This is a genomic window from Stutzerimonas stutzeri, from assembly GCF_002909485.1.
In the GTDB taxonomy this organism is placed as follows: domain Bacteria; phylum Pseudomonadota; class Gammaproteobacteria; order Pseudomonadales; family Pseudomonadaceae; genus Stutzerimonas; species Stutzerimonas stutzeri_AH.
Genome location: NZ_PPXG01000009.1, coordinates 23127 through 45854, shown reverse-complemented (window position 1 = coordinate 45854; position 22728 = coordinate 23127). Strand labels below are relative to the sequence as shown.

22 protein-coding genes are annotated in these 22728 nt (G+C 61.0%); 9 read left to right on the top strand and 13 right to left on the bottom strand.

Features of this window, described 5'->3' with window-relative positions:
• Positions 1-2 precede the first annotated feature (2 nt).
• The 8 genes from CXK91_RS19520 to CXK91_RS19485 form a co-directional block, all read right to left on the bottom strand.
• On the bottom strand, positions 3-230 hold the full coding sequence (locus CXK91_RS19520; RefSeq protein WP_103457705.1) for a hypothetical protein: 228 nt from the start codon (positions 228-230) through the stop codon (positions 3-5).
• A 170-nt stretch (positions 231-400) separates the two neighbouring features.
• On the bottom strand, positions 401-583 hold the full coding sequence (gene hemP / locus CXK91_RS19515; protein WP_103457704.1) for a hemin uptake protein HemP: 183 nt from the start codon (positions 581-583) through the stop codon (positions 401-403).
• Between the two features lie 16 nt (positions 584-599).
• Positions 600-905 carry a DUF2149 domain-containing protein gene (locus tag CXK91_RS19510; protein ID WP_219811504.1) on the bottom strand — a complete coding sequence of 102 codons (306 nt, stop codon included), beginning with the start codon at positions 903-905 and terminating at the stop codon, positions 600-602.
• A 5-nt stretch (positions 906-910) separates the two neighbouring features.
• Complete coding sequence (locus CXK91_RS19505) at positions 911-1462, bottom strand: MotA/TolQ/ExbB proton channel family protein (RefSeq protein WP_103457702.1); 552 nt, start codon at positions 1460-1462, stop codon at positions 911-913.
• A gap of 21 nt (positions 1463-1483) precedes the next feature.
• Positions 1484-5473, bottom strand: coding sequence for a cobaltochelatase subunit CobN (gene cobN, locus CXK91_RS19500; RefSeq protein ID WP_103457701.1), 3990 nt, complete (start codon positions 5471-5473; stop codon positions 1484-1486).
• Entirely contained in the window at positions 5473-7341 is a 1869-nt protein-coding gene (locus CXK91_RS19495; RefSeq protein WP_256055764.1) for a TonB-dependent receptor plug domain-containing protein, read from the bottom strand. Before CXK91_RS19495 ends, cobN begins: the two co-directional genes overlap by 1 nt.
• A 349-nt stretch (positions 7342-7690) precedes the next feature.
• A complete protein-coding gene (groL, locus tag CXK91_RS19490; RefSeq protein WP_103457699.1) occupies positions 7691-9340 on the bottom strand; it encodes a chaperonin GroEL in 1650 nt (549 codons plus the stop codon).
• Between the two features lie 57 nt (positions 9341-9397).
• Positions 9398-9691, bottom strand: coding sequence for a co-chaperone GroES (locus CXK91_RS19485; RefSeq protein WP_019340746.1), 294 nt, complete (start codon positions 9689-9691; stop codon positions 9398-9400).
• Between the two features lie 28 nt (positions 9692-9719).
• On the opposite strand from CXK91_RS19485, the gene CXK91_RS22625 reads away from it, so the two are divergent.
• Complete coding sequence (locus tag CXK91_RS22625; RefSeq protein WP_146048137.1) at positions 9720-9926, top strand: hypothetical protein; 207 nt, start codon at positions 9720-9722, stop codon at positions 9924-9926.
• An 11-nt stretch (positions 9927-9937) separates the two neighbouring features.
• Here CXK91_RS22625 and CXK91_RS19480 read toward each other — a convergent pair whose 3' ends face one another.
• Positions 9938-10396 (bottom strand): FxsA family protein, encoded by a 459-nt coding sequence (locus CXK91_RS19480; protein WP_103457698.1) that lies wholly within the window; start codon positions 10394-10396, stop codon positions 9938-9940.
• A 133-nt stretch (positions 10397-10529) separates the two neighbouring features.
• Positions 10530-11237, bottom strand: coding sequence for a HugZ family protein (locus CXK91_RS19475; protein ID WP_103457697.1), 708 nt, complete (start codon positions 11235-11237; stop codon positions 10530-10532).
• Positions 11238-11337: 100 nt separating this feature from the next.
• Between CXK91_RS19475 and CXK91_RS19470 the strand changes: the two genes are divergently transcribed.
• Positions 11338-12096, top strand: coding sequence for an SDR family oxidoreductase (locus CXK91_RS19470; protein WP_103457696.1), 759 nt, complete (start codon positions 11338-11340; stop codon positions 12094-12096).
• A 73-nt stretch (positions 12097-12169) separates the two neighbouring features.
• Here the strand turns inward: CXK91_RS19470 and CXK91_RS19465 are convergent, their stop codons facing one another.
• Entirely contained in the window at positions 12170-13174 is a 1005-nt protein-coding gene (locus tag CXK91_RS19465) for a DUF481 domain-containing protein (protein ID WP_103457695.1), read from the bottom strand.
• Between the two features lie 135 nt (positions 13175-13309).
• On the opposite strand from CXK91_RS19465, the gene CXK91_RS19460 reads away from it, so the two are divergent.
• Positions 13310-13669, top strand: coding sequence for an MGMT family protein (locus CXK91_RS19460; protein ID WP_103457815.1), 360 nt, complete (start codon positions 13310-13312; stop codon positions 13667-13669).
• Between the two features lie 38 nt (positions 13670-13707).
• Complete coding sequence (locus CXK91_RS19455; RefSeq protein WP_103457694.1) at positions 13708-15408, top strand: AmpG family muropeptide MFS transporter; 1701 nt, start codon at positions 13708-13710, stop codon at positions 15406-15408.
• 58 nt (positions 15409-15466) lie between these two features.
• On the opposite strand, the gene CXK91_RS19450 is transcribed toward CXK91_RS19455, so the two are convergent.
• Together CXK91_RS19450 and CXK91_RS19445 are read right to left on the bottom strand one after the other, a co-directional pair.
• Positions 15467-16291: a mechanosensitive ion channel family protein gene (locus CXK91_RS19450; protein WP_103457693.1), complete on the bottom strand. Its 825-nt coding sequence runs from the start codon at positions 16289-16291 to the stop codon at positions 15467-15469.
• A gap of 87 nt (positions 16292-16378) precedes the next feature.
• A complete protein-coding gene (locus CXK91_RS19445) occupies positions 16379-16858 on the bottom strand; it encodes a YajQ family cyclic di-GMP-binding protein (RefSeq protein ID WP_103457692.1) in 480 nt (159 codons plus the stop codon).
• 154 nt (positions 16859-17012) lie between these two features.
• On the opposite strand from CXK91_RS19445, the gene CXK91_RS19440 reads away from it, so the two are divergent.
• From CXK91_RS19440 to CXK91_RS19420, 5 genes are read left to right on the top strand one after another with little or no spacing between them, the layout of a single operon-like run.
• Entirely contained in the window at positions 17013-17978 is a 966-nt protein-coding gene (locus CXK91_RS19440; protein WP_103457691.1) for a GGDEF domain-containing response regulator, read from the top strand.
• A gap of 4 nt (positions 17979-17982) precedes the next feature.
• A complete protein-coding gene (locus CXK91_RS19435; protein WP_103457690.1) occupies positions 17983-18894 on the top strand; it encodes a putative 2-dehydropantoate 2-reductase in 912 nt (303 codons plus the stop codon).
• A gap of 45 nt (positions 18895-18939) precedes the next feature.
• Complete coding sequence (locus tag CXK91_RS19430) at positions 18940-20955, top strand: sensor histidine kinase (protein WP_103457689.1); 2016 nt, start codon at positions 18940-18942, stop codon at positions 20953-20955.
• 17 nt (positions 20956-20972) lie between these two features.
• Positions 20973-21560: a cob(I)yrinic acid a,c-diamide adenosyltransferase gene (locus tag CXK91_RS19425; RefSeq protein ID WP_103457688.1), complete on the top strand. Its 588-nt coding sequence runs from the start codon at positions 20973-20975 to the stop codon at positions 21558-21560.
• The gene (locus CXK91_RS19420; RefSeq protein ID WP_103457687.1) at positions 21553-22581 is read left to right on the top strand and encodes an ion transporter; all 1029 of its coding nucleotides are present in this window, start codon (positions 21553-21555) and stop codon (positions 22579-22581) included. Before CXK91_RS19425 ends, CXK91_RS19420 begins: the two co-directional genes overlap by 8 nt.
• The last annotated feature ends 147 nt before the right edge of the window (positions 22582-22728 follow it).

Genomic DNA, 22728 nt, shown 5'->3' with positions numbered 1-22728 from the left:
GCTCAGCGTGCAGCGACACCTTGGGACAGGCCGTAAAGGAAAAGCAGCAGGTCCTGATCAGGGCGAACCACCTCATACCTGTTCCTGGCATTGGCCGGCAGCACGCACAGCGCGCGGCTTTCACTGCTCTGCACAAGCCTAGCGTTAGGCTCATTCCAGGCCGCCATGCACAACGTGGTCACTCCAAGTGCACCGACTAGAAACAATCCTCGAGCAATTTCCAGCTTCATGGCGTAACCCTTTGAGTAACAGCGAGATTCACTGACCGTAGCCTAGACCAGGGGGCAGCGGGAAAATTGCGACGAGCGGCACCGCCGGAACTGCCCCTGGACACAAGCAGCAGCGCAGTGCTGCACGGGCAGCGAAGCCGGCATAGAGTTTACCGAACAGGCAAAACCGCCTACTTCGTCAAAATCAGTTTGTTCTGGCGTGTCAGCCGTAGGCAATACTGACAGCCGTTGTGCTCGATCAACAGCTCCTGCTGATCGCCAAGCAGTTCGCGGCTCGTCAGGCTGCGCCGCAATACCGATCCGCCAGCCTTGCGTACGGAAGGTGTTGGTTGTGCTAGTTGCGTTGCGGACATCGCGTGCTCCCTGAGCTCATTCCGGTACATAGATCATCGAGCCATCCTTCAGTCGATAGGCGATCCCCGCCTTGGCTCCCTCGCCCTGGCCTATCTGGCCACTGGACTTGTAGTGCTCCAGCGTCTCGCCTTGCTTGATCAAGACTTCCATATGAGCCTCGCCAGGGTTCTTGATAAGAGTGAAATCGTCCTCGGTGAACGGATTGAGCGGGTTGTTGGCCACCGACAGCAGCAGCGCAGCAATGATCACCAGAAACACATCAATGAGATTTACCACCGAGAGAATGGGGTCATCATCTTCGGCCTCTTCCAGCAGTCGCAGGCTCATCAGACAGCCTCCGAAGCCAGCTCATGGGCCGTCGCCGTCAGCGGTGCGTTGAGGCCTCGCCCTTCTTCCCGCTGCGCCTGTTCGATCAGTACGAGTTCCTCGGCATACCAGCGACGTCGCACATTGACCACCCAATAGGTGAGCGATGCCGCCACTAACGACAGGATCACCGCAGAAAAAGCCACGGTCAGGTTGTCGCTTACCTGCGCCAGCTGCCCGCCAGCAAGCGACTTGAGCGCGGGGCCCATGGGGATCATGGTCGCGACCAGACCAAGCATCGGGGTAACACGGGTCACGATGCGTGGGGCTTCCAAGCGCTTGAAAGCGATGGTTTCCAGCTCCACCGCACTCATTTGCGGTTGCGCACGCCAGCTTTGCAACAGGTCGAAAGCGACAGCCTCACCCTGCCGACGTTGCCGGCTCTGCCAGAGAAAGGCCCCGACCGCGTAAAAGGCATAAAAGAACAGAATCAACACAGCAAGCAGCACGGGCAGCATGAATAACTGGCTCGCGCTGTACAGCGCGGTTTCGACGATCAATTGCAATGACATGGTCGAGTCTCCGAGTCGGTGTTAAGGGGAACGGCGGCGCGCCTGGCTTAGCGCCCCGCCAGCGGCGGCCAACAGGATCAACAGCAGGCCGATCAGAGCGGTGTATTCAAACGGAGCGGGCTCAACTGGCTCAGCCTCGGCTTGTTTATCCAGCCGCTGGCCCTGTACCGGCTGCAGCTCCGCGGACGGCGACGGCAGGTCCTCACTCACCGGCTGCCCGGCCGCGTTGCCGGGCGCCAGCAGACCAAAACCCGCGGCAGCACCGGCGACGTAGTCGTTGAAGCGCTGGTTGTCGCTGCGCACGTCGAAACGCTCAGCCAGCTGCTGATAGCGCTCGGCCAGTTGCTGCAAGGTCTGCGCGTCGGTGTGCCAATACTCCTTGCGCGCGGCTTCGAGCATCCGCTCGATCAGCTGGGCCTGGGCATGCGGATTGTGCTGCTCGAACCACTCGTTGATCTGCAGGTTGTACTTGTCATCCAGGTAGACGGCCTTGTATTCCTGCCATTGATCATCACGCACGGTTTCCGGCGCAGTTACCTGCCAGCCCCATAGATTGTTGGCGCTGCCCAGTACTTCCAGCGTGCCGCTGTAGCCCTCCTGCTGGACCTGCTTTATCCACCCTGGATGCAGATAACGTGTGCGCAAATCGCGTGCGAGAAAGCCAGAGGCCGTCTCGCTGCGTGGATTGCCAGCATCGCGCAGGTTGCTGATGTAAAGGGTCGGGGCGCGACCATCGAGATGCCGTACAGCCAGACCGATGCCACCGAGATACTGGAAGGGATCATCAGTGGTGAGCATGCCGTACAGATTGGACGAGCGTGAAAGCACCGCGCCTTCCACACCGCGCAATTGCTCGGCATAGAGGTTGACTTCGGATTTCTCGCCCCAGCGCGAGGCGTCCGGTCCGTATGCGAACTGCATGCGGTCCAGGTACATCCGCGCCAGTTTTTTCTCACCGCTCGCGCGGTCTTGCCCGCCCTCCTCGCCTTCACCAAAGCTGTCGCTGGCGAGGGTCGCATCCTCAAGGCCCGTGCCGTAGGCACCTGACTCCGAAGAGAAGATGCGCGTGCGTGCCGCCAGTCGCGCGTCCTCCACGGGCATGCCGGCAGCGCGCAGCTGCAGCTCTATGGCCTGGCTATTGGCGGCCACCGGGTTATTCGGCTCCTCGAGCTCGCTCGCCTGATTGGCAGCCTGCGCCAACCAGTGCATGACCTGCGGAAACTGATCGCGATACAACCCGGTGGCAGATACCACCGTGTCCACGCGAGGGCGTTGCAATTCACCGGCTGCAATTTCCTCGATCCCCGTTACCCGCCCGCCTTCATCCCACAAGGGACGAAAGCCCATCAATGCCAGAACCTGAGCCTCGAGCAGGCCGAAGTGACGCATGGTTTCCACCGACCAGAGAGTGAACGCGAGCTTGCGTGGGTACTCGCCATGGCTCTGGCGGTGCTGCTCAAGCAGACGCTCGGCTGCGAGCTTTCCTGCCTCCCACGCCTCTCGAGTGGGGATGCGCGAGGGATCGAAGCCATACAGGTTACGCCCGGTAGGTAAGCTGTCCGGATTCTTGATCGGATCGCCACCGTAGGAGGTCGCTCCATGCTTGCCCTGCAAGGCGTCGAAGAAACTGCTCAGTTCGTTATCGTTCTCCAGCTGTCGCCAGTATTGACGGGCGCGCTGTAGCAGTTCGGCAATGACTTCATCCCCCGCCCATGGCTGCCCTTCGCGTACGTGCTGGTCGAGCAGTTGCCATACCGGGGTTTGCCGCAGCTGCTCGTAGTCCACCAGCAGTAATTCCTCTGGATCCTCCGGAGCCAACGCTTCGAGCAACGGCTTGCCGAGCATCTGCTGCACCGTAAGCAGACGCAGATCGGACTCGGCCGGCACACCGAACCGCGCCAACCCCAGCGGCTGCTGCTGCAGCGCCAGGTCATGCAGATGCAGGTGCAGCTCATCGACCAGGAGCGCCATGTTCAGAGCCGAGTCGTCCAGATCGATAGCCAAGTCCTTGTTCAGATTGAGCTCGCCAGCCAGGCTACGGATGCGCTGGGCGGTAGCACTGCGTACCTCGCCCTCGGTCATGTTCAGCCACTCATGCAGCAGATCATGCAATTCGTTGAGTGAACCATGCAGACCTGCCGGGCCGAACGAAGGGGTGTTGTGGCTGAGGATCAATGCACGCCCACGGCGTTTGGCCTGCAGGGCTTCGCCGATGTTGTCGACGATGTATGGGTAGATCGCCGGTAGGTCGCCGAGCACCAAATAGGGGTAGTCCAGCACGTCCAGTCCGCGCTCTTTGCCGGGCTGCCATTCGGCGCTGCCATGCGTTCCGAAATGCACCAGAGCATCCACATTCTGTTGTTGGCGCAGCCACAGGTACGCCGCCAGGTAGCTATGCGACGGAGGCGCCTTGGTATCGTGATAGAGCGCCTTTTCACGGTCGTCCAGGCGTTCGCCACGAGGTGGCTGTGGCATCAGCAGCTGTTTGCCCAATTGCAGTCGTGGGATGGCGAAAAAGGCCTGCCCGTTTTCGCGAAATAACAAACCGGCCTGCTCAGGTTCGCCCCAACGCTCACGGATATCGGTTTGCAACCTCTCTGGCAGCGCACTGAACCAGGCCAGGTAATCGTCCAAAGGAAGCCGCGCGGCGCGGTCCCGGGCTACTAGCTCGGCGAGTGCGGCATCACGGTGGAACGGAGCCAACAGCCCGGTAAGCTCTTCGATCAGTTGCGCTTCGCTACGCACTTCAACGTCGTAACCGCGCTCGGCATAGGCTGCGAGCAGCCGCTCCAGGCTTCGTGGCACGTTGAGGAACGAGGCGCCGAGGTTCTTTTCGCCCGGCGGATAGTTGTAGAACAGGATGGCGCTCTTGATATCCGCCACTGGCAGATGGCGCAATCGCACCAGCCGCATGGCCTTGGCCACCACGGCCTGCAGCTGGCGCTCGATGGGGACGATATCGCCATCAACCTGCCGCGTGCTGGCGGCGAAAAGGGGATCGACCAGCCCTGCGAACTCCGGCTGCGCCAGGTAAAAGGGGATGTCCTGCGCAGCGAGCCCCTGCGCGTCTGCTTCCCAATCAGCCTGCTCGCCGGCTCTATAAGGCATGGCTTGCAGCACCGGGATGCCCAACGCTTCGAACTCGGCCTTGCGGCCATTGGCGTTAAGCATGATTTGCATATTGATCAGCACATCCCCCCACTGCTTGCCCCCGGCACTCAGTAATCGGGTGATCTCGCCGTTTCCCATGGCACTGGTGAACATCGGCACCGCAAGCGCGCCAGCCGCCTCGATCCGGGCGACACTGGCGTCGATGAACCCAGTCAGCCCCGAATCCATGTACGCCTTGTGAAATAGCAGGCCTATCACTGGCTGATCGTCGCCCAAGCCAACGCCCTTCCAGGCTACGAAATCGTCCAGCCCATTGAATATCCGACCCTGAGCCTGGGGGTGGTAGATACCGAACGGCGGGTGAATCTGCGGCACTGCGCAACCATCCCCTGAACCACCTGCGGTATGCGCGCCCAGCCGGCAGAAGAAGCCGGAGAAGTTGGCCACGCCGCCATTGGTGTAGTGGCTATCGAGTGCCTTGACCAGTTCCGCAGGCAGCCCATTGCTACGGCTGCCATCGCGTCGCAACCAGAGCCACGGCATTTGCTGCCCTTCCAATAGCGGCGCAGCGCGCTGTTGCGCCATTCCCTGAGCCGCGCCGTATGGGGCATCAATGATCAGTAGGTCATAACCGCCGAGCTGCTCACGGGTCGGCACCTGATCGGCATGGTCGAGCATGCGGTAGTCGAGAATGAACCCGGCCTCGGCCGCTACGGGCTTGAGCTTCTCGAACTTGCCAGCCTGTACCGGCGCCGCAGCGAGGAACAGCAGGCGTTGCTCGGCTGAAGCCGTTGTGCAAGTCAGCAGCAGGACCGCTAGCCATAACCCGCCGTGCAGCGCCCGCAAGAGTCGCAAGTGCCACGTACGCAAAAGCAGAAAGAGCCTGTGACGGGTGCTCATCAGAAGCCGGCCTCCAGCGCGAGCCAGGCCGTTCGACCTTCTTCGACGTAGCCAAACAGCTCCGACTTGTCCTCCAGACGAACGTCGCTGAGGTTGTTCAACCCGGCACGCAGGGTCAGGTGATCGTCGACACGATAGCTACCGCCAAGGTTGAGCAGGCTGTATGCAGGTGCGCGCTTGAGCTGTCCGGCGCTATTCATGAGCGTCTGGTGACCGATGTATTGCCACTCCAGCTGCGCGCCCCAGGCTCCCTGATGCCATTGCAGGCTCGGCGTAGCGCTGAATTCCGGACGCCCGGTTAACTTGTCGTCGCTGTCGCGGTCCCGCGCATCCAGCCACGTCAGGCTGCTGGCCAGGCTGAAACCGGCAGTCAACTCACGACGCAGCGACACCTCCAGACCGTCGATACGCGCGCGTGAGATGTTGTCGTACTGATAGATGCTGCGAGGGCCGACCCTCTGCAGCAGGTTGTAATAGATCAGGTCCTCGATCTCGTTACGAAACAGCGTTGCGCTGTATGCGCTGCGGGCGTCACGCCAGTCGGCGCCCAGCTCCCAGGAGCGGCTGGTTTCGGGCTTGACGTTGGCATTGCCGAGAAACGTATGGGGCCCTTCCGCACCGACATAGTTGGGCGATATTTGCTTCAGCGTCGGCGCGCGGAACGCTTCGCCGTAGCCACCCTTGAAAGTCAATTCCGGGCTGGCGCGCCACACCAGGTAGGCCCGAGGGCTGGTCTCACTGCCGAATATCTCGTGCCGATCCAGGCGTGCGCCAAGGGTCAGCGCCCAGTCCTCGGCCAGCGCAATCTCATCCTGCACATACAAGGCCTTGTGAACGGCACTATCCGAACCACCCGTGAGCCCGGCATTTTCGAGAAGCTCCTCACGACGCTCGGCTCCCACTGTCAGGCTGTGACCCTCTCCCACCTCGAAAGCCAGATTACCATCCCAGACTTTGTCCTGGAGCCGCTGCGCCCGCGTCGGCGCAATATTGTTGCTGCGCTTGTTGTTGACCTCGAATTCGGCCTCGCTATAGCGCAGCTCGCTACGCAGCCTTGACCAGTCGGCCTGCCAGGTCACGGCATCCTGGCGACGGTCCAGATCGTAGGTATCCAGGTAGTACGGCTGTGTCGGCAAGCGCGTGTTCTGTTCATGGCGGCGGCGCTTTTCATCGCTGCGCAACATGTCCAACTGCAGACGCTGGCCTGCTAAGGGATTGAACCCCAGGCGCAGATTTCCGCTCTGTCGATCCTGCCCCTCGATATCGCTGGTGGCCTTGTTTTCCGGGCGCGGGGTCGGAGCACGGCGCATATCCTCGACACCCAACGCCAAGTCGAACCACTGGCCCAGCGGCCCGCTGACACTGGCCGAAAGCTGGTGGCCATCGCCGGCTGGTCCCTCGCCTACGTCGCCGCGCATGCTGGCTGCGCCATGCCATTGTTGACCACCTTTGCGCGTGATTATGTTGATGACACCACCCACCGCCTCGGAACCATACAGCGCAGACATGGGCCCACGAACCACCTCGATGCGCTCAATCTGGTCCATGGCCACCCAGCCGTACTGATAGTCCGAATGGCCAATGGTGTCGTCGGTCGATGAAATACGCCGGCCGTCCACCAGCACCAGGGTGTGGCGGTCTTCCGCACCACGGATGCTCAGTGTCTTGCGACCGCCGACCTGCCGCCCGTTGAGGGTAAGGCCGGGGATGCCACGCAACGCTTCGAGGAGATTGCTGGCACCGCGCGCCTTGATCTGCTCGGCGGTGATCACACTCACCGACGCAGGCGCGTCGGCCACGCTGTGCTCGCTACGCGAAGCGGTCACCACAGTGGGGTTGAGTTCGGTAACAGGGGCGGCTTGAGCCATGGATGCCATCAGACAGGCAAGGGTTAACGCCGGCTTACGCATATCCAACCTCGGGCTAGATGGTCGTGGCTGGCTTGGGTGAAACACCCTGGCTGGCTAGGGGGATGCCGGCCGAACGGCCGGCAATATTGGTTCAGGGCGCGGACTTTAATATGAATAGTTCTTATTTGCAATTAAGCGTAGCGTGGCTTGATGTCACAGCTGCTCAGTCGGGCATTATTCGCTTTGCCATAAACGACAATGCCCGTATCGAACGATACGGGCATTGTTTTCAGCGTGCCTTGCGAGCACGGTTTTCACCGTTACCCGTTAGGCATTTGTACTCGACCCGAGGGCCGAAGTGGCTGGCTTACATCATGCCGCCCATACCACCCATACCGCCCATGCCACCCATATCCGGCATGCCGCCACCGGCCTTGTCGTCAGCCACTTCAGCGATCATCGCTTCGGTGGTGATCATCAGGCTGGCAATGGAAGCTGCGGCCTGCAGAGCAGAGCGGGTTACCTTGGCCGGATCGAGAATACCCATCTCGATCATGTCGCCGTACTCGTCGGTCGCAGCGTTGTAACCGTAGTTACCGCTGCCCTGCTTGACCTTATCGACCACAACGCTTGGCTCGCCACCGGAGTTGGCGACGATCTGGCGCAGCGGTGCTTCGACAGCGCGACGCAGCAGAGTAATGCCCACGTCCTGATCGGCGTTTTCGCCCTTCAGCTCGGAGATCGCCTGCAGTGCACGGACCAGGGCGACACCGCCGCCAGGTACCACGCCTTCTTCAACGGCAGCACGGGTTGCGTGCAGCGCGTCTTCGACACGGGCTTTCTTCTCTTTCATCTCGACTTCGGTGCCAGCACCGACCTTGATCACAGCAACACCGCCAGCCAGCTTGGCCAGACGCTCTTGCAGCTTCTCTTTGTCGTAGTCGGAAGTGGTGTCTTCGACCTGCTTGCGGATCTGAGCAACGCGAGCTTCGATGTCGACCTGCTGACCAGCACCATCGATGATGGTGGTGTTTTCCTTGTTCAGTACGACGCGCTTGGCGTTACCCAGGTGCTCCAGGGTAGCGGTTTCCAGGCTCAGGCCGACTTCTTCGGAAATCACGGTACCGCCAGTCAGGATTGCGAGATCCTGCAGCATGGCCTTGCGACGATCGCCAAAGCCAGGTGCCTTGACCGCAGCAACCTTGACGATGCCACGCATGTTGTTCACGACCAGAGTCGCCAGGGCTTCGCCCTCGACGTCTTCAGCAACGATCAGCAGCGGGCGGCCGGCTTTGGCAACAGCTTCCAGTACCGGCAGCATTTCGCGGATGTTGGAGATCTTCTTGTCGACCAGCAGGATCAGCGGGCTGTCCAGCTCGGCAACCATGGTGTCCGGCTTGTTGATGAAGTAAGGGGACAGGTAACCACGGTCGAACTGCATGCCTTCTACGACGGACAGTTCGTTTTCCAGGCCCGAGCCTTCTTCAACGGTGATTACGCCTTCTTTACCGACCTTTTCCATGGCTTCGGCGATGATGGCGCCGATGGAGCTGTCGGAGTTGGCGGAGATGGTGCCAACCTGAGCGATGGCTTTGAAGTCAGCGCAAGGCTTGGATTGGCTCTTCAGCTCAGCAACGATGGCGATGGTCGCCTTGTCGATGCCGCGCTTGAGGTCCATCGGGTTCATGCCGGCCGCAACGGCCTTGAGGCCTTCGTTGACGATCGACTGAGCCAGAACGGTAGCAGTGGTGGTGCCGTCGCCAGCGTCATCGTTGGCACGGGAAGCAACGTCCTTAACCAGCTGCGCGCCCATGTTCTCGAAACGGTCCTTAAGCTCGATTTCCTTGGCAACGGAAACGCCATCCTTGGTGATGGTCGGAGCGCCAAAGCTCTTCTCGATGACGACGTTACGGCCTTTCGGGCCGAGGGTCGCTTTTACCGCGTCAGCCAGGACGTTGACGCCTACCAGCATTTTCTTGCGAGCGGAGTCGCCGAACTTAACTTCTTTAGCAGCCATGTTGATTCTTCCTCAAATTCTGTTGATGGAGCGCAGTTCGCTAGAGGCGAACGCTGATCAGGCTTCGACGACGGCGAGAATTTCGTTCTCGCTCATCACCAGCAGATCTTCACCGTCGACCTTGACGGTGTTGCTGCCGGAGTAAGGGCCGAATACAACCTGGTCGCCAACCTTGACGGCCAGTTGACGGACTTCGCCGTTGTCCAGAACGCGACCAGTGCCTACAGCGACGATTTCGCCACGGTTAGGCTTCTCGGCAGCGGAACCCGGCAGAACGATGCCGCCTGCGGTCTTGGTTTCTTCTTCGCTGCGACGAATCACGACGCGGTCATGCAGAGGACGAAGCTTCATTGTCGATCTCTCCTAATAGAGTTGTTCCATGCCGATGACCTTCATCGGCGGGTTGGCAAATCCGGCGGTGCCGGTTGCGGCCCGCAACGCGAGCCGCAGAAAACGGACTGTCGAATACGACAGCGACCTTGCGGTGTCCGCTACATGCGGGCGTTCAAGAGCATTTCAAGGGGCGCGCATGAAATTTTCATGGATGAAAACGAAAAACGGCATGCCTGATGGCATGCCGAAATAGCAATGATCGACCTACCGGTCGCGGTCATCGCGCTCCCATTCACCCTCTATCACATTCGGTCGCTGTGGGTTGGAGCGCGCCTGCAGATCGTCGGCGAAAGCACGCTGACGCTGCATCTGAGCTTCGATCCGTCGATTGATCTGACGGAACAGGAAGTTGCGGGTCGGCGGGAAGAGCACAATCAGCGCCAGCACATCGCTGATGAAACCGGGCAGGAACAGCAGACCGCCGCCAATGGCCATCATCAAGCCCTGCAGCATCTCGCGCTCGGGCAGCTCGCCACGCGCCAGCCGCTCACGCGCGCGCCAAGCCGTGGCGAAACCGGCCAGCCTTAGCAGCAGTATGCCGGCGATGCCACTGAGCACCAGCAGCAGAATGGTCGCTAGCGCACCAATGGAGCCACCGACCTTGATCAGCACATACAGCTCGGCCAGCGGAAACAACAGGAACAGCACAAAGAAGATTCGCATCGATGGTCCTTGACGGAAGATCAGCTTCCAGTCCTCTGTAGATGGCGCCATAACGGGTCTAATTCAACCCAGGTAATAAAACAGCCTGTAACCGAATTATGCGCAACGCGGCTGAATCGAAGCTGAATTCGCTTCAGCCGCGCGCCATGGCGACCAGCGCCTGGCGCACCGCCAGCGGCGTTTCGCATGGCTCTGGGAAAGCCAGCCAATGCAACGCGTGGCCAATACGCAAATGGAAACCCTCGCCGTCGATTCCGGCCATTCTCGCCGCCTGGTTCTGCGGCAGTCCGGCCTGCTCGACGTAACGGGCGATGGCCGCAGCGTGGTCGTCGTTCATGTGTTCGACCATGCCCTGCTCCATCTCACCATTTTCGACCGCAAAGGGATTGGCCAGTGCGACATGATCCAGCCAGTGAATCGCGCCAAAGCCACCGATATAGCGCCAGCGCACCGGCTCCAGCACCCAGAAATCGAAGTCATGCACGCGATGGTAGTCGCGCGACTCGGGAAAGTAGCGATAGTAGCGCTGCGCAGCCAGCTCGATCGCCGCGGGCTCGTCGATCTGGCGCGCTTCGGCAAGCAGCGTGAGTCGACCAGCCGCCTGCACGTCCTCGGCGGCGCGTTCGCCCACCAGCAGCGAGCAGTGACCATCGGCCTTGAGGTTGCGCGTGTGCTGGGCGATGCGGCTGATCAGGATCAGCGGCCAGCCATTGGCGTCCAGGCAGTAAGGCACTACCGAACCGAACGGAAAGCCGGGCATGGCCTGGGAATGGGTGGAGAGCACGCCGCGGTATTCCTTGAGCAGGAGTTGTCGGGCATGCTTGCTGGCTTCGGCGCTCACCTGAGGCTCCTCGATACGGGTCCGGGTCGACGGGCGCTCAGCATAACGGTTTCCCCCGCGGGCGTCGTTCCCGCAGCAGAACGACCACATGGAGATAGGCATGCAGCTTCAAGACAAAGTCATCATCGTCACTGGTGGCGGCCAGGGCCTCGGCCGGGCAATGGGCGAATACCTGGCGAGCAAGGGCGCGCGGCTGGCATTGGTGGATCTCAACCAGGACCGCCTGGATGAAGCGGTAACGGCCTGCAAGGCGGCCGGCGGCGACGCCCGCGCCTACTTGTGCAACGTCGCCAACGAGGAACAGGTGAGCGACATGGTTGCGCGCGTCGCCGAGGACTTCGGCGGCCTGCATGGTCTGGTGAACAACGCCGGCATCCTGCGCGACGGCCTGCTGCTCAAGGTCAAGGACGGCGAGATCAGCAAGATGAGCCTGGCGCAGTGGCAGGCGGTGATCGACGTCAACCTGACCGGCGTGTTCCTGTGCACCCGCGAGGTCGCGGCAAAGATGGTCGAGCTGAAGAGCGAGGGCGCGATCATCAACATCTCCTCGATCTCCCGCGCCGGCAACATGGGCCAGACCAACTACTCCGCTGCCAAGGCCGGAGTGGCCTCGGCCACGGTGGTATGGGCCAAGGAACTGGCACGCTACGGCATTCGTGTCGCCGGTGTGGCCCCAGGCTTCATCGAGACGGAGATGGTCGCCAGCATGAAACCTGAAGCACTGGAGAAGATGACTGCCGGCATTCCGCTCAAGCGCATGGGCAAGCCGGCCGAGATTGCCCACTCGGTGGCGTATATCTTCGAGAACGACTATTACACCGGGCGCATTCTCGAACTCGATGGTGGCCTACGTCTCTGATTGCATCCCTCGCGCAAAAAGAAAGGCAGCCATCGGCTGCCTTTCTTTATATATGCACACAGGCGGAAATTGCTTACCAGCCCACCCCGAAACCGATGCTGTAGCGGGTTTCGTCGAGGTCATTGTCTGCGCCGCTGATGATGTCCTTCTGGGCTTTCATATTCAATGAGGCCCAGTCGGTCACCTTGTAGCGCAGGCCGATCTCGGCATCGAGCGCGTAGTCGGCAACATTTTCCAGCGGCTTGCCGAGCTCTCCGGTGCTGAACAACTCGAACGTCTTGCCCACCAGGTAGCGGTTGTAGTCCCACTTCATCGCGGCCAGGTAGAAGTTCTCTTTGTCACCATCGGCGAATTCATAGTCGCTGCGGTTGATCAACGCGGCCAGCGAGAACGCGCCCAGTTCGTTATCCCAGAACTGATAACCCGGACCGGTACCGATGGTGCGCTGGCGGCGAACGTCCTCGATCTGGTCACGCTTGTAGCTGAGGCGCCCCTGCCAGAACCAGTGCTCGTCGAGGAAACGGTCCAGCGCGTATTCGGCGTCCCAGTTGTCGGTGACGGTCACACCATCGCGGTACTCGCGGTTGTAGTTACCGGTACCGTTGTGGCGCCACAGGCCGTGGCGGGCCTTGGTATCGAAAGAGACGTCGTAGTCGTCGGTATCGGTTTCGGCGCGCTTGTAATCCATCGCCACGTCGATGTTGCCCTTCCAGGTAAAATCCTGGATCAGCGGCTTGGGGTGGATGATCTGCGAGATGCTCGCCAGCTCTACGGTACGCGGCGCGGCACCGTTGACCAGCGTGACCTTGCCATGGTCGGCGGCCTGCAACGACTGAGCCACCTCGCCGGTCACGTCATCCTGTTTGACCAGCAACTGCTGATCACTTTCCAGAGTAGCGATCTGGTTCCATTTCAGTGGAATCGAGCCGCCGTATTCAGTTTCGATAAGCAGCTTGCCGCCGTCGAGCACACTGATCTTGCCTGTCAGGCGATCACCGTTCTTCAGCCACACAGTGTCGGCGAACGATGGCAGGGCAACAGCGGAAAGGGTCGCGCAAAGCAGGGTTCTGGTGAGCATATATGTGCTGGAAATCTGATCGTAGGCAGTGGAAAGGCTGGCATTATCCCTATGCGTTCAGCTACAGCAAGCAAAGACCGCCGAATGGAGCACGAGTTCGATAGCAACCTGCCATTCTCCCTACCGGAACCCCTCATGATCGATCATTCGCCACTGCTGCCGCCCTCAGCCGACGTCGAAACGCGTCGGGCTGCTGTCTATCTGGTGATGTCGCAAATTCCGCCCGGCAAAGTTGTGAGCTACGGCGAGCTGGCAGCCATGGCCGGCCTCGGCCGCGCTGCCCGCTGGGTTGGCCGCCTGATGTCGCAACTGCCTGATGAGACCACCCTGCCTTGGCATCGGGTAATCGCCGCCGGCGGCAGGCTCAGCTTGCCTGCCGGAACGGCAGCTGGGCACGAGCAGCGTATGCGTCTGCGCGCCGAGGGGCTGACCATTGTCAATGACCGGGTGGACATGCGTCGGCACGGCTGGCATTCGACGGAGCACAGCGGTTAGAGTGCGCCCTTCGTCCAAACTGTACAGAATATCGATGTATGTCCCGTGAAACCTGGCGCGATGCGCTAGCCGCCTACGCCAGTCCCGCCACGCTGGCCCTGCTGTTGCTGGGTTTCGCTGCCGGTCTACCCGCTGTCCTGGTGTTCTCCACGCTTTCGGTGTGGCTACGCGAGGCCGGCGTCTCCCGGGAAACCATTGGCTTTGCCAGCTGGATCAGCCTGGCGTATGCCTTCAAGTGGGTCTGGTCGCCGATGCTCGACCAATGGCGCCTGCCCTGGATCGGCGCGCTAGGGCGCAGGCGCTCCTGGCTGGTGCTGTCCCAGGCCCTGATCGCGGCCGGCCTGATTGGCATGGCGCTATGCAACCCTCAGCACAACCTCACTGTGCTTATCGCGCTGGCAGTAGTAGTGGCGTTCTCCTCAGCAACGCAGGACATCGCCATCGACGCGTATCGCCTGGAAATTGCCGAGGACAAACTTCAGGCAACACTGGCTGCCAGCTACATGACCGGTTATCGGGTCGCCATGCTCCTCGCCAGCGCCGGCGCCCTGTTCCTCGCCGAATGGCTGGGCTCGAGCAGCGTCGACTACAACCAGGCAGCCTGGACCACGACCTACCTAGCGTTCGCCGTGCTGATCATCCCCGGCTTGATCACCAGCCTGGTGATCCGCGAGCCAGACGCAGGCACACCGCTGCCCAACGAGCCCTCTCGCTACAGTTTCAACCACCAACTCGCCGCAGTCGGCCTGATGCTGGTTCTACTCATCTCGGTGCCGGCAATGATCAACGCGCTGATTGCCGAGGCATGGCCGCGGGCAATGCTGTATGCGCTGTTCATTCTTGGCACCGCGTCTCCGGTAGGCCGTGCGCTGCTCGTTCCGGTGCGCCATATCTTCGGCCAGGCTAGCCAGCGGCAGCGCCCGCTACGTTTCGACTTCGCGCATCAGGCGGTATCAGTGATCGTGCTGATCATCCTGATGGTGTCCACCACCGGCATGTTCCAGTCCTACTGGGGCGGTTACTGGCCACGCGGGACCATGTATCTGTTGATCTGCTGGGGCTGCCTGTCGGCACCTGGGCGCATCCTGATGGGACCAGTGCTGACGCCAATCACCGACTTCATCGTCCGCTACCGCTGGCAGGCATTGCTTTTACTCGGGCTGATCGCCACCTATCGAATGTCGGACACGGTAATGGGCGTGATGGCCAACGTGTTCTACATCGACCAGGGCTTTTCCAAGGATGAGATTGCCAGTGTCAGCAAGCTCTTCGGGCTTGTCATGACGCTGCTTGGGGCAGCATTTGGTGGCTTGCTGATCGTGCGCTTCAGCATTCTGCCAATCCTCTTCATCGGCGGCGTTGCATCGGCGGCGACCAATCTGATGTTCATGCTGCTGGTGGAAATGGGCGCGAACCTGCAGATGCTGATCGTCACCATCTCCTGCGACAACTTCAGCGGCGGCCTGGCGTCGACCGCATTCGTCGCCTACCTCTCCAGCCTGACCAATCTCAAGTTTTCTGCCACTCAATATGCGTTGCTCAGCTCACTGATGCTATTGCTGCCGCGCCTGCTCGGCGGCTACTCCGGCGTGATGGTGGAAAAGCTTGGCTACAGTGATTTTTTCCTGGTCACCGCGCTGCTCGGCATTCCGACGCTGGTGCTGATCGCCTGGCAGTGGTCGAGAACCAGGCAGCAGCCAGACGAGCCGCAGCGCGAAGCCACCTCAGAACAGCCCTGAGAGAAAACCAAGAAGCCGGCAAATGCCGGCTTCTTTCTGTCCGCACGACACGATCGCGTCAGCTCTGTACCAGATGCACCACTCGCTGCGGGAATGGGATACCGACACCCGCCGCAGTGAGCCGCTCCTTGGCCTGCTCAGTGAAGCTGAAGGTCACCGGCCAGAAGTCACCAGTCGCCACCCATACGCGTAGCGACAGATTTACCGAACTGTCGCCAAGCCCGGTGACAAACACGACCGGCTCTGGCTCGCGCAGGACACGCGGATCCTCGGCAATTTCCAGCAGGACTTGCCGTGCCAGCTTGATATCGCTGCTGTAGTCGATGCCGACATTGATATCCGCACGGCGCCGCGGCTCGCGGGAGAAGTTGGTGATATGCCCGTTGGAGAGCGCGCCGTTGGGCACTACCACGGTCTTGTTATCCCCGGTCTTGAGCACGGTATGGAAAATCTGGATGGAATTCACCGTACCCGCGATACCCTGCGCCTCGATCCACTCACCGACACGGAACGGCCGGAAAAGCAGGATCAGCACGCCACCGGCGAAGTTCGCCAGACTGCCCTGCAAGGCCAGGCCTATCGCAAGGCCGGCAGCACCGATTACGGCAATGAAGGACGTGGTTTCCACGCCGATCATCGACGCTACGCTGACCAGCAGTAGCACCTTGAGCACTACGCTGGCGAGGCTGCCGATAAAGCCATGCAATGTCGGGTCAACCTTGCGGCGCTGCAACAGGCTGCTGACCTTGCCGGTCAGGGTGTTGATAAGCCACCAGCCGAACAGGAATGTCAGCAGCGCAAGCGTCACCTGCGCACCGTATTGCAGAACGACCGGAAGCCAGGATTCGGAAAGACCGACCAGATAGTCGACGCTCAGGTCCATGGAGATACTCCTTAGAGAGGGCGGTGCCCGTGAGCGACGGGCACCGTTTGAAGCGAGGGATGGATGCGCGCCTGGGCGCGGAAGAAATCAGTCGCGGAAGTTGTTGAATTGCAGCGGCATGCCGAATTCATGGCCGCGCAGCGCGGCAATGGCTTCCTGCAGGTCGTCACGTTTCTTGCCGGTCACGCGTACCTGTTCACCCTGAATGGCAGCCTGCACCTTGAGCTTGGCGTCCTTGATGTGTGCGACGATCTTTTTCGCCAGCTCCTTTTCGATCCCTTCACGCAGCACTACTTCTTGCTTCGTGCTCTTACCGGATGCATAGGCATCCTTGATTTCCAGACACTGGATATCGATCTTGCGTTTGACCAAGCTCAACTTCAGGATCTCGAGCATCTGCTCCAATTGGAACTCGGCATCCGCCGTCAGCTGCACGGTCAGATCCTTTTGCTCGAAGCTGCCTTTACCGCGCAGATCGTAACGTCGATCCAGTTCCTTCATGGCGTTGTCGATCGCGTTGGTGACTTCGTGCTTGTCCAATTCGGACACCACGTCGAACGAGGGCATGGGATTCCTCCACTATGTAGCGCGACGGGCCGCATGAGCCGAGCGCGCGTGTCTTGACGGTTGAGAATGCGCGGTCATTATAACGATTCGACGTGTCAGCGCCCGCCCCTACGGCAAGTGACAGGACGTCCCCCTTCAATTGATTGAGCTTGCCATGCCCAACCCCCACCTGAGCATCCTCGTAGTCGATGATGCCAAGTTCTCCAGCGTAATGATCGGACGAGCGCTGAGCAAAGCCGGCTACCAAGACATCCGCTTTGCCAGCAGCGCAGCTGATGCACTGGCACAGCACGCTCAGCGGCCCGCTCACGTGTTACTCGCAGATTGGCTGATGCCGGAAATGGATGGCCTCGAACTCACCGGACTGATACGCCAACGTGACGCCGTGGGCGGCCATTACAGCTACGTCATCCTGCTTACCGGGCGCGACAGCGAAAATGCCCTCGGCCACGCGTTCGACCATGGCGTCGACGACTTCATCAGCAAGTCGGCAATGAACGAGCAGCTCCTGCCGCGAATATTTGCCGCTGACCGACTGTGCGGGTCCCTACAGAAACTCAAGCAGGAAAACCATCAGCTGGCGGAAAACGTCGCCAACCTTGAACAACACAGCCTGCAAGACCCACTGACGGGTCTGGGCAATGATCGCTACCTGCACCAGCGGCTGGCCGCCAGCCTGCGGCAGATGGAAAACCGCGGCACGGCGCTGTACTACCTGCAGATTGGCCTACCGGAAGCCGAGACGCTGCGCGAGCGTTACGGCGAAGCGGTATACGCTGAAATTCTCTGTGCTGTCGCAGCCCGCCTGCAACAGCTCGTCCGCCCGCTGGATGTAGTGTGTCGCATCGGTGAGGCTCAGTTCGGCCTGCTCGCCCTGGTCGACGATCTCAAGGGATGCTCGCCGAGCAGCTTCAAGCGCCTGCACGAAGGTTTGAATCTGAGAGCATTGAAGATTAGCGAGGGCTTCGTTTCGATCAAAGCTGGCATCAGCCTGATCAGTCTGGATACAGATGCTCTACCCATCACACCGGAGGCAATCATCGAACGCGCAGCGTCATTGTTGCCGAGCGCCTACAGCACCGGCCGCATCGTCCCTTTACGCCTGAAGCAATCGGCGTGACGCCTTGAGCTGGCACATCCTTGGCGCCGGCGCCCTCGGCAGCCTCTGGGCAACGCGCCTGGCTCGATCCGGCGTGCCGGTGCGAATCATCCTGCGTTCCGCACAGCGCCTCATCGACTATCAACATGCCGGAGGGCTGACGCTGAGCGAAGCAGGCCAGTCCAGCTTCCACTCCATTGCGGCCGAGTTGCCCGACGCGACAACGCCGATCCAGCGCCTGCTGGTCGCCTGCAAGGCTTACGACGCCGAAGCAGCGATTGCCCAATTGTCGCCGCGCCTCGCCAACAGCTGCGAAATCCTCCTGCTGCAAAACGGCCTCGGCAGCCAACAAGCCATTGCTGAACGCTGGCCGCAGGTACGCTGTATTTTCGTGTCGAGCACCGAAGGTGCCTACCGCGACGGCCCCATGCAGGTCGTGTTCGCCGGGCGCGGCCAGAACTGGCTGGGTGACCCGAACGGCGGTAGTGTGCCGAGCTGGCTGGGCGACCTGGACCAGGCCGGCATTCCGCAAATATGGAGCAGCGACATCCTCACACGACTGTGGCGCAAGCTGGCGCTGAACTGCGCCATCAACCCGCTGACCGTACTTCACGACTGCCGCAACGGCGAACTGCTGCAGCATCGCGAACAGCTCGCAGCGCTTTGCGAAGAGCTCAGCACATTGCTCGAGGCAAATGGACAAGCAACCGCAGCCATCGATCTGCACGGCGAAGTGTTGCGGGTGATCGAAGCTACCGCCGTCAACTACTCGTCCATGTACCAGGATGTGCGGCTCGGCAGGCGCACCGAAATCGACTATCTGCTGGGCTACGCCTGCCGCAGCGCGTACTCGCTGGGGCTGGTGGTGCCACTGCTGCACGACCTGCACCGTCAGCTGCGCGAACACCTGAGCCTGCGCGGATTGCCCACGGACTGAGCCGCGGCTACCCTGCAGAATCACTCTACCGCTTCGTGCCCGCCAATGATCCTGCGTCAGCGCCTCGAAAACCTTCCCGTCGGCCGCAAGCTGCTGCTCGCCCTGCTCGTTCTGCTTGCAGCCGTTCTGCTGGTATCCAATCTCGCCTTCATCAGCGCGGCCTACTGGATCTCGCGGCAAAGCGTAGCGCCACAGGCGATGCACACCCTCGGTGAACTGTTCGCCACCGAAGAGCTGAGCGCTCGTGCGCTGTCGTCACCAGAGGCTGCCAGTGCGTTGCTTAAGCGCATGGAAGGTTACGCGCCTTTACGGGCAGCAATGATCTATGACCGTGACGGCAACAGCCTCGCCCAGCTGCAGCAAGGGGAGCGTCTGCGTCTGCCAGAGCAACTGAGCGAGGTTGCGCACTGGAGAGCCAGCGAGATTCGCGCCAACCTGCTGGTCCGGCTGCCGCAAGCGGATGGCAGCACCGGCCACCTGCTGATGGTCGCCAGCAGCGAGCTGCCCGGCGCGTTCTATACCGGTACGCTGACCGCGAGCCTTGCGATCCTCGTCGCCAGCCTGCTGCTTTGGGTCTTGGTCGCGCGGCAGATCCGCCAGCTCATCACCCGACCGATTCGCGATCTTGAAGCACTGTCGCGCCAGGTCACCCGCGAAGAGGATTACTCGCTGCGGGCCAAGCCGGGCAATCAGGATGAGATCGGTAGGCTGGCCGATGCCTTCAACACCATGTTGTCGCGCATGGAGGCGCGCGAGCAGCAGCTCAAACGCGCCCGCGACGATGCCCAGGATGCTTTCGACCATGCCCAAGGGCTGGCCGAAGAGACACGCCACTCCAATCGCAAGCTGGAGCTGGAGGTTCAGGTACGCAGCAAGATCGAGCAGAAGCTCACCGGCTTTCAGAAGTACCTCAACAGCATCATCGACTCGATGCCATCGGCACTGATTGCCCTCGACGAGCAGCTCTACGTCACTCAATGGAACCAGGAGGCGAGCGCACTTTCCGGTACGTCACTGGACGATGCATTGAACCAGCCGGTCTTCGTTGCCTTCGAGCCGCTCAAACCGTTTCTCGCACAGATTCGGCGCACCTCGGAACAACACGTGGTGGCGAAGATCGAGCGCGTGACCTGGCTGCGTAACGACGAGCCGCGCCACTATGCGCTGACCTGCTATCCGTTGACAGGCGCCGGCGGCCGAGGCGTGGTGATCCGCATCGACGACATCACGCAGCGGATCAACATGGAAGAAATGATGGTGCAGTCGGAGAAGATGCTTTCGGTCGGCAGCCTGGCGGCCGGCATGGCTCATGAGATCAACAACCCTCTCGGCGCCATCCTGCACAACGCACAGAACATCCGTCGCCGGCTTTCGCCTGAACTTGAGCGCAACCGAGAGGCGGCCGAGGAAACCGGCGTGCGCCTTGAGGCAGTCAACCAATACCTGCAGCGCCGCGAAGTCCCGCAGCTGCTCGATGGTATCCAGCAGGCAGGTTCACGCGCAGCGAAGATCGTCAGCCATATGCTCAGCTTCAGTCGCATGAGCAACCGTCAACTGGCCGAGTGCCACCTGCCGGTGCTGATCGATCAGGCGCTGGAGATTGCCGGCAACGACTTTGCGCTGATGGAGGGATTCGATTTCAAGGCCATCGATATCGTCCGCGATTTCGACCCGCGAATAGATCGCGTGCCCTGCATCGGTAACGAGCTAGAGCAGGTGCTGCTCAATCTGCTGAAGAATGCCGCTCAGGCTATCCATACCCATCAAGGAGGCGAATCGGGACAAATCATTCTGCGTACTCGCCTGAATCCACCGTGGGCCGAAATCCAGGTGGAGGACAACGGCGGCGGGATTCCGGAAAATGTGCGCAAACGCATCTTCGAACCATTCTTCACCACCAAGGAAGTCGGCCAGGGAACCGGACTGGGCCTTTCCGTCTCGTATTTCATCATCACCAACAATCATCAGGGTCAGATGGAAGTGCAGTGCCAACCCGGCCACGGCTCTACCTTCACCCTGCGTCTACCGCTGAGCTCGCCCAGCGAGCCGGCCACGGCCTGAACAAGGAATAAAAGCGCATGGGCAATCGACTGTCGAAGATCTACACACGCACTGGCGACAGCGGTGAAACCGGGCTCGGCGACGGCCGCCGGGTAGCCAAGGATCACCCGCGAGTGGAGGCCATGGGCGAGGTCGATACGCTCAACAGCCAGCTCGGCCTGCTGCTCGCTGAACTGGCCGAGGCGCAGGTGCAATGGCCAGCTCTCGACGAGCTGATCAGCGTGTTCGCCCCCTGCCAGCACCGTTTGTTCGATCTCGGCGGTGAACTGGCGATGCCTGACTACCAGGCACTGCAGGACACGGAAATCGAGCGACTGGAACAGGCCATCGACAACTGGAACCAGGAGCTCGGACCGCTCAAGGAATTCATTCTGCCGGGCGGCTCCAGATTGATCGCCCTCGCCCACCTCTGCCGCAGCATGACGCGCACCGCCGAGCGCCGCTGCCAGCAGCTGAATACCAGCGAAACCATACGCCCGGTGTTGCTGGCCTATCTGAACCGGCTCTCCGACGCGCTGTTCGTCGCCGCCCGGTTGATTGCCAGGCGTCAGGGTTGCGGTGAGATACTCTGGCAGCCGGCGACTGCGACCGAAGCGAATGGCTGAGCAGAGCGCTGCACAACAGGCAAGGCGCCGCGACGGGCTGCATGCGGCCTGGGAAGCATTCATCGTCTTGCTGGTCTGTATAAACTTGGTGTTGATCCTGTTCGACAGCCTGTTCGCCCTGCAACCGGTCAATGCCGCCCTAGCGAGCCTCATGCCGCAGCTGCATGAGCGTTACCAGCACACCATCCATGCGAACTTCCAGTACATCGATCTGGGATTCGTGGCGATCTTCGTCCTTGATGTGCTGCTCGGCTGGACCGTGGCGCTTTTCGAGCGCCGTTACGCACGCTGGTATTACTACCCCTTCGCCCACTGGTATGACGTGCTTGGTTGCATCCCCTTGGCAGGACTGCGCTGGCTACGGGTGCTACGCGTGGGTACGCTGCTGATTCGCCTGCAGCGTCTGGGCCTGATCGACATGCGCGGCTGGGCCGTCTACGGCGTGTTCAGCCGCTACTACTACATGCTGATCGAAGAGCTCTCCGACCGGGTGATGGTGCGGCTGTTCGGCCGCCTGCAGCAGGAGATCGGCGCCAGCGACGACCTGTCGCGTCGTCTGTTGCAGGAGGTGGTTCGTCCTCGCAAGCAGCGTGTGCTGAACGATATTTCGCGACGCCTGCAGGATATGCTGGAAACCGGCTACCGCGACAATCGTGGCGCCATCGAGGGTTACGTCAATCAGCTGATTCATCAGGCGCTGGCAAGCAATCCGGAGATGAACAACCTGCGCCGGCTGCCCCTGGGTAATCGGTTGGCTGCAACACTCGACGATGCGCTGGGGGACATCGCTGCGCGGCTGTTGCAGGGGGCCGTGGAAGGCATGCGCGGCCCGCAGTTCCAGGCACTGGCGGGCAATCTGGCTGACGAGTTCTTTGATGCCTGGGTGTATCAGGATGAGCAGACCGACCTGGCGCTGGAAGAACTGCTGGTCGACGTCATCGAGGTGCTCAAGCAACAGGTGCTCGACCGGCGCTGGAGCCGTTTCGTCGGCCCAACACCGCCGCCGACACATCCGCAATGAACGGAATCAGCAGCCCGAGAACGCTCACCCCACTCAGCAACCATCGATAGGCTCGCTCGAATAACGCCGCCTCGGCAGCCGGACTCATTGCCGGCGGGCTGAAATCCACCCTTGCCGGCACTCAGCGCTGGCCTCTTCCGACAACAC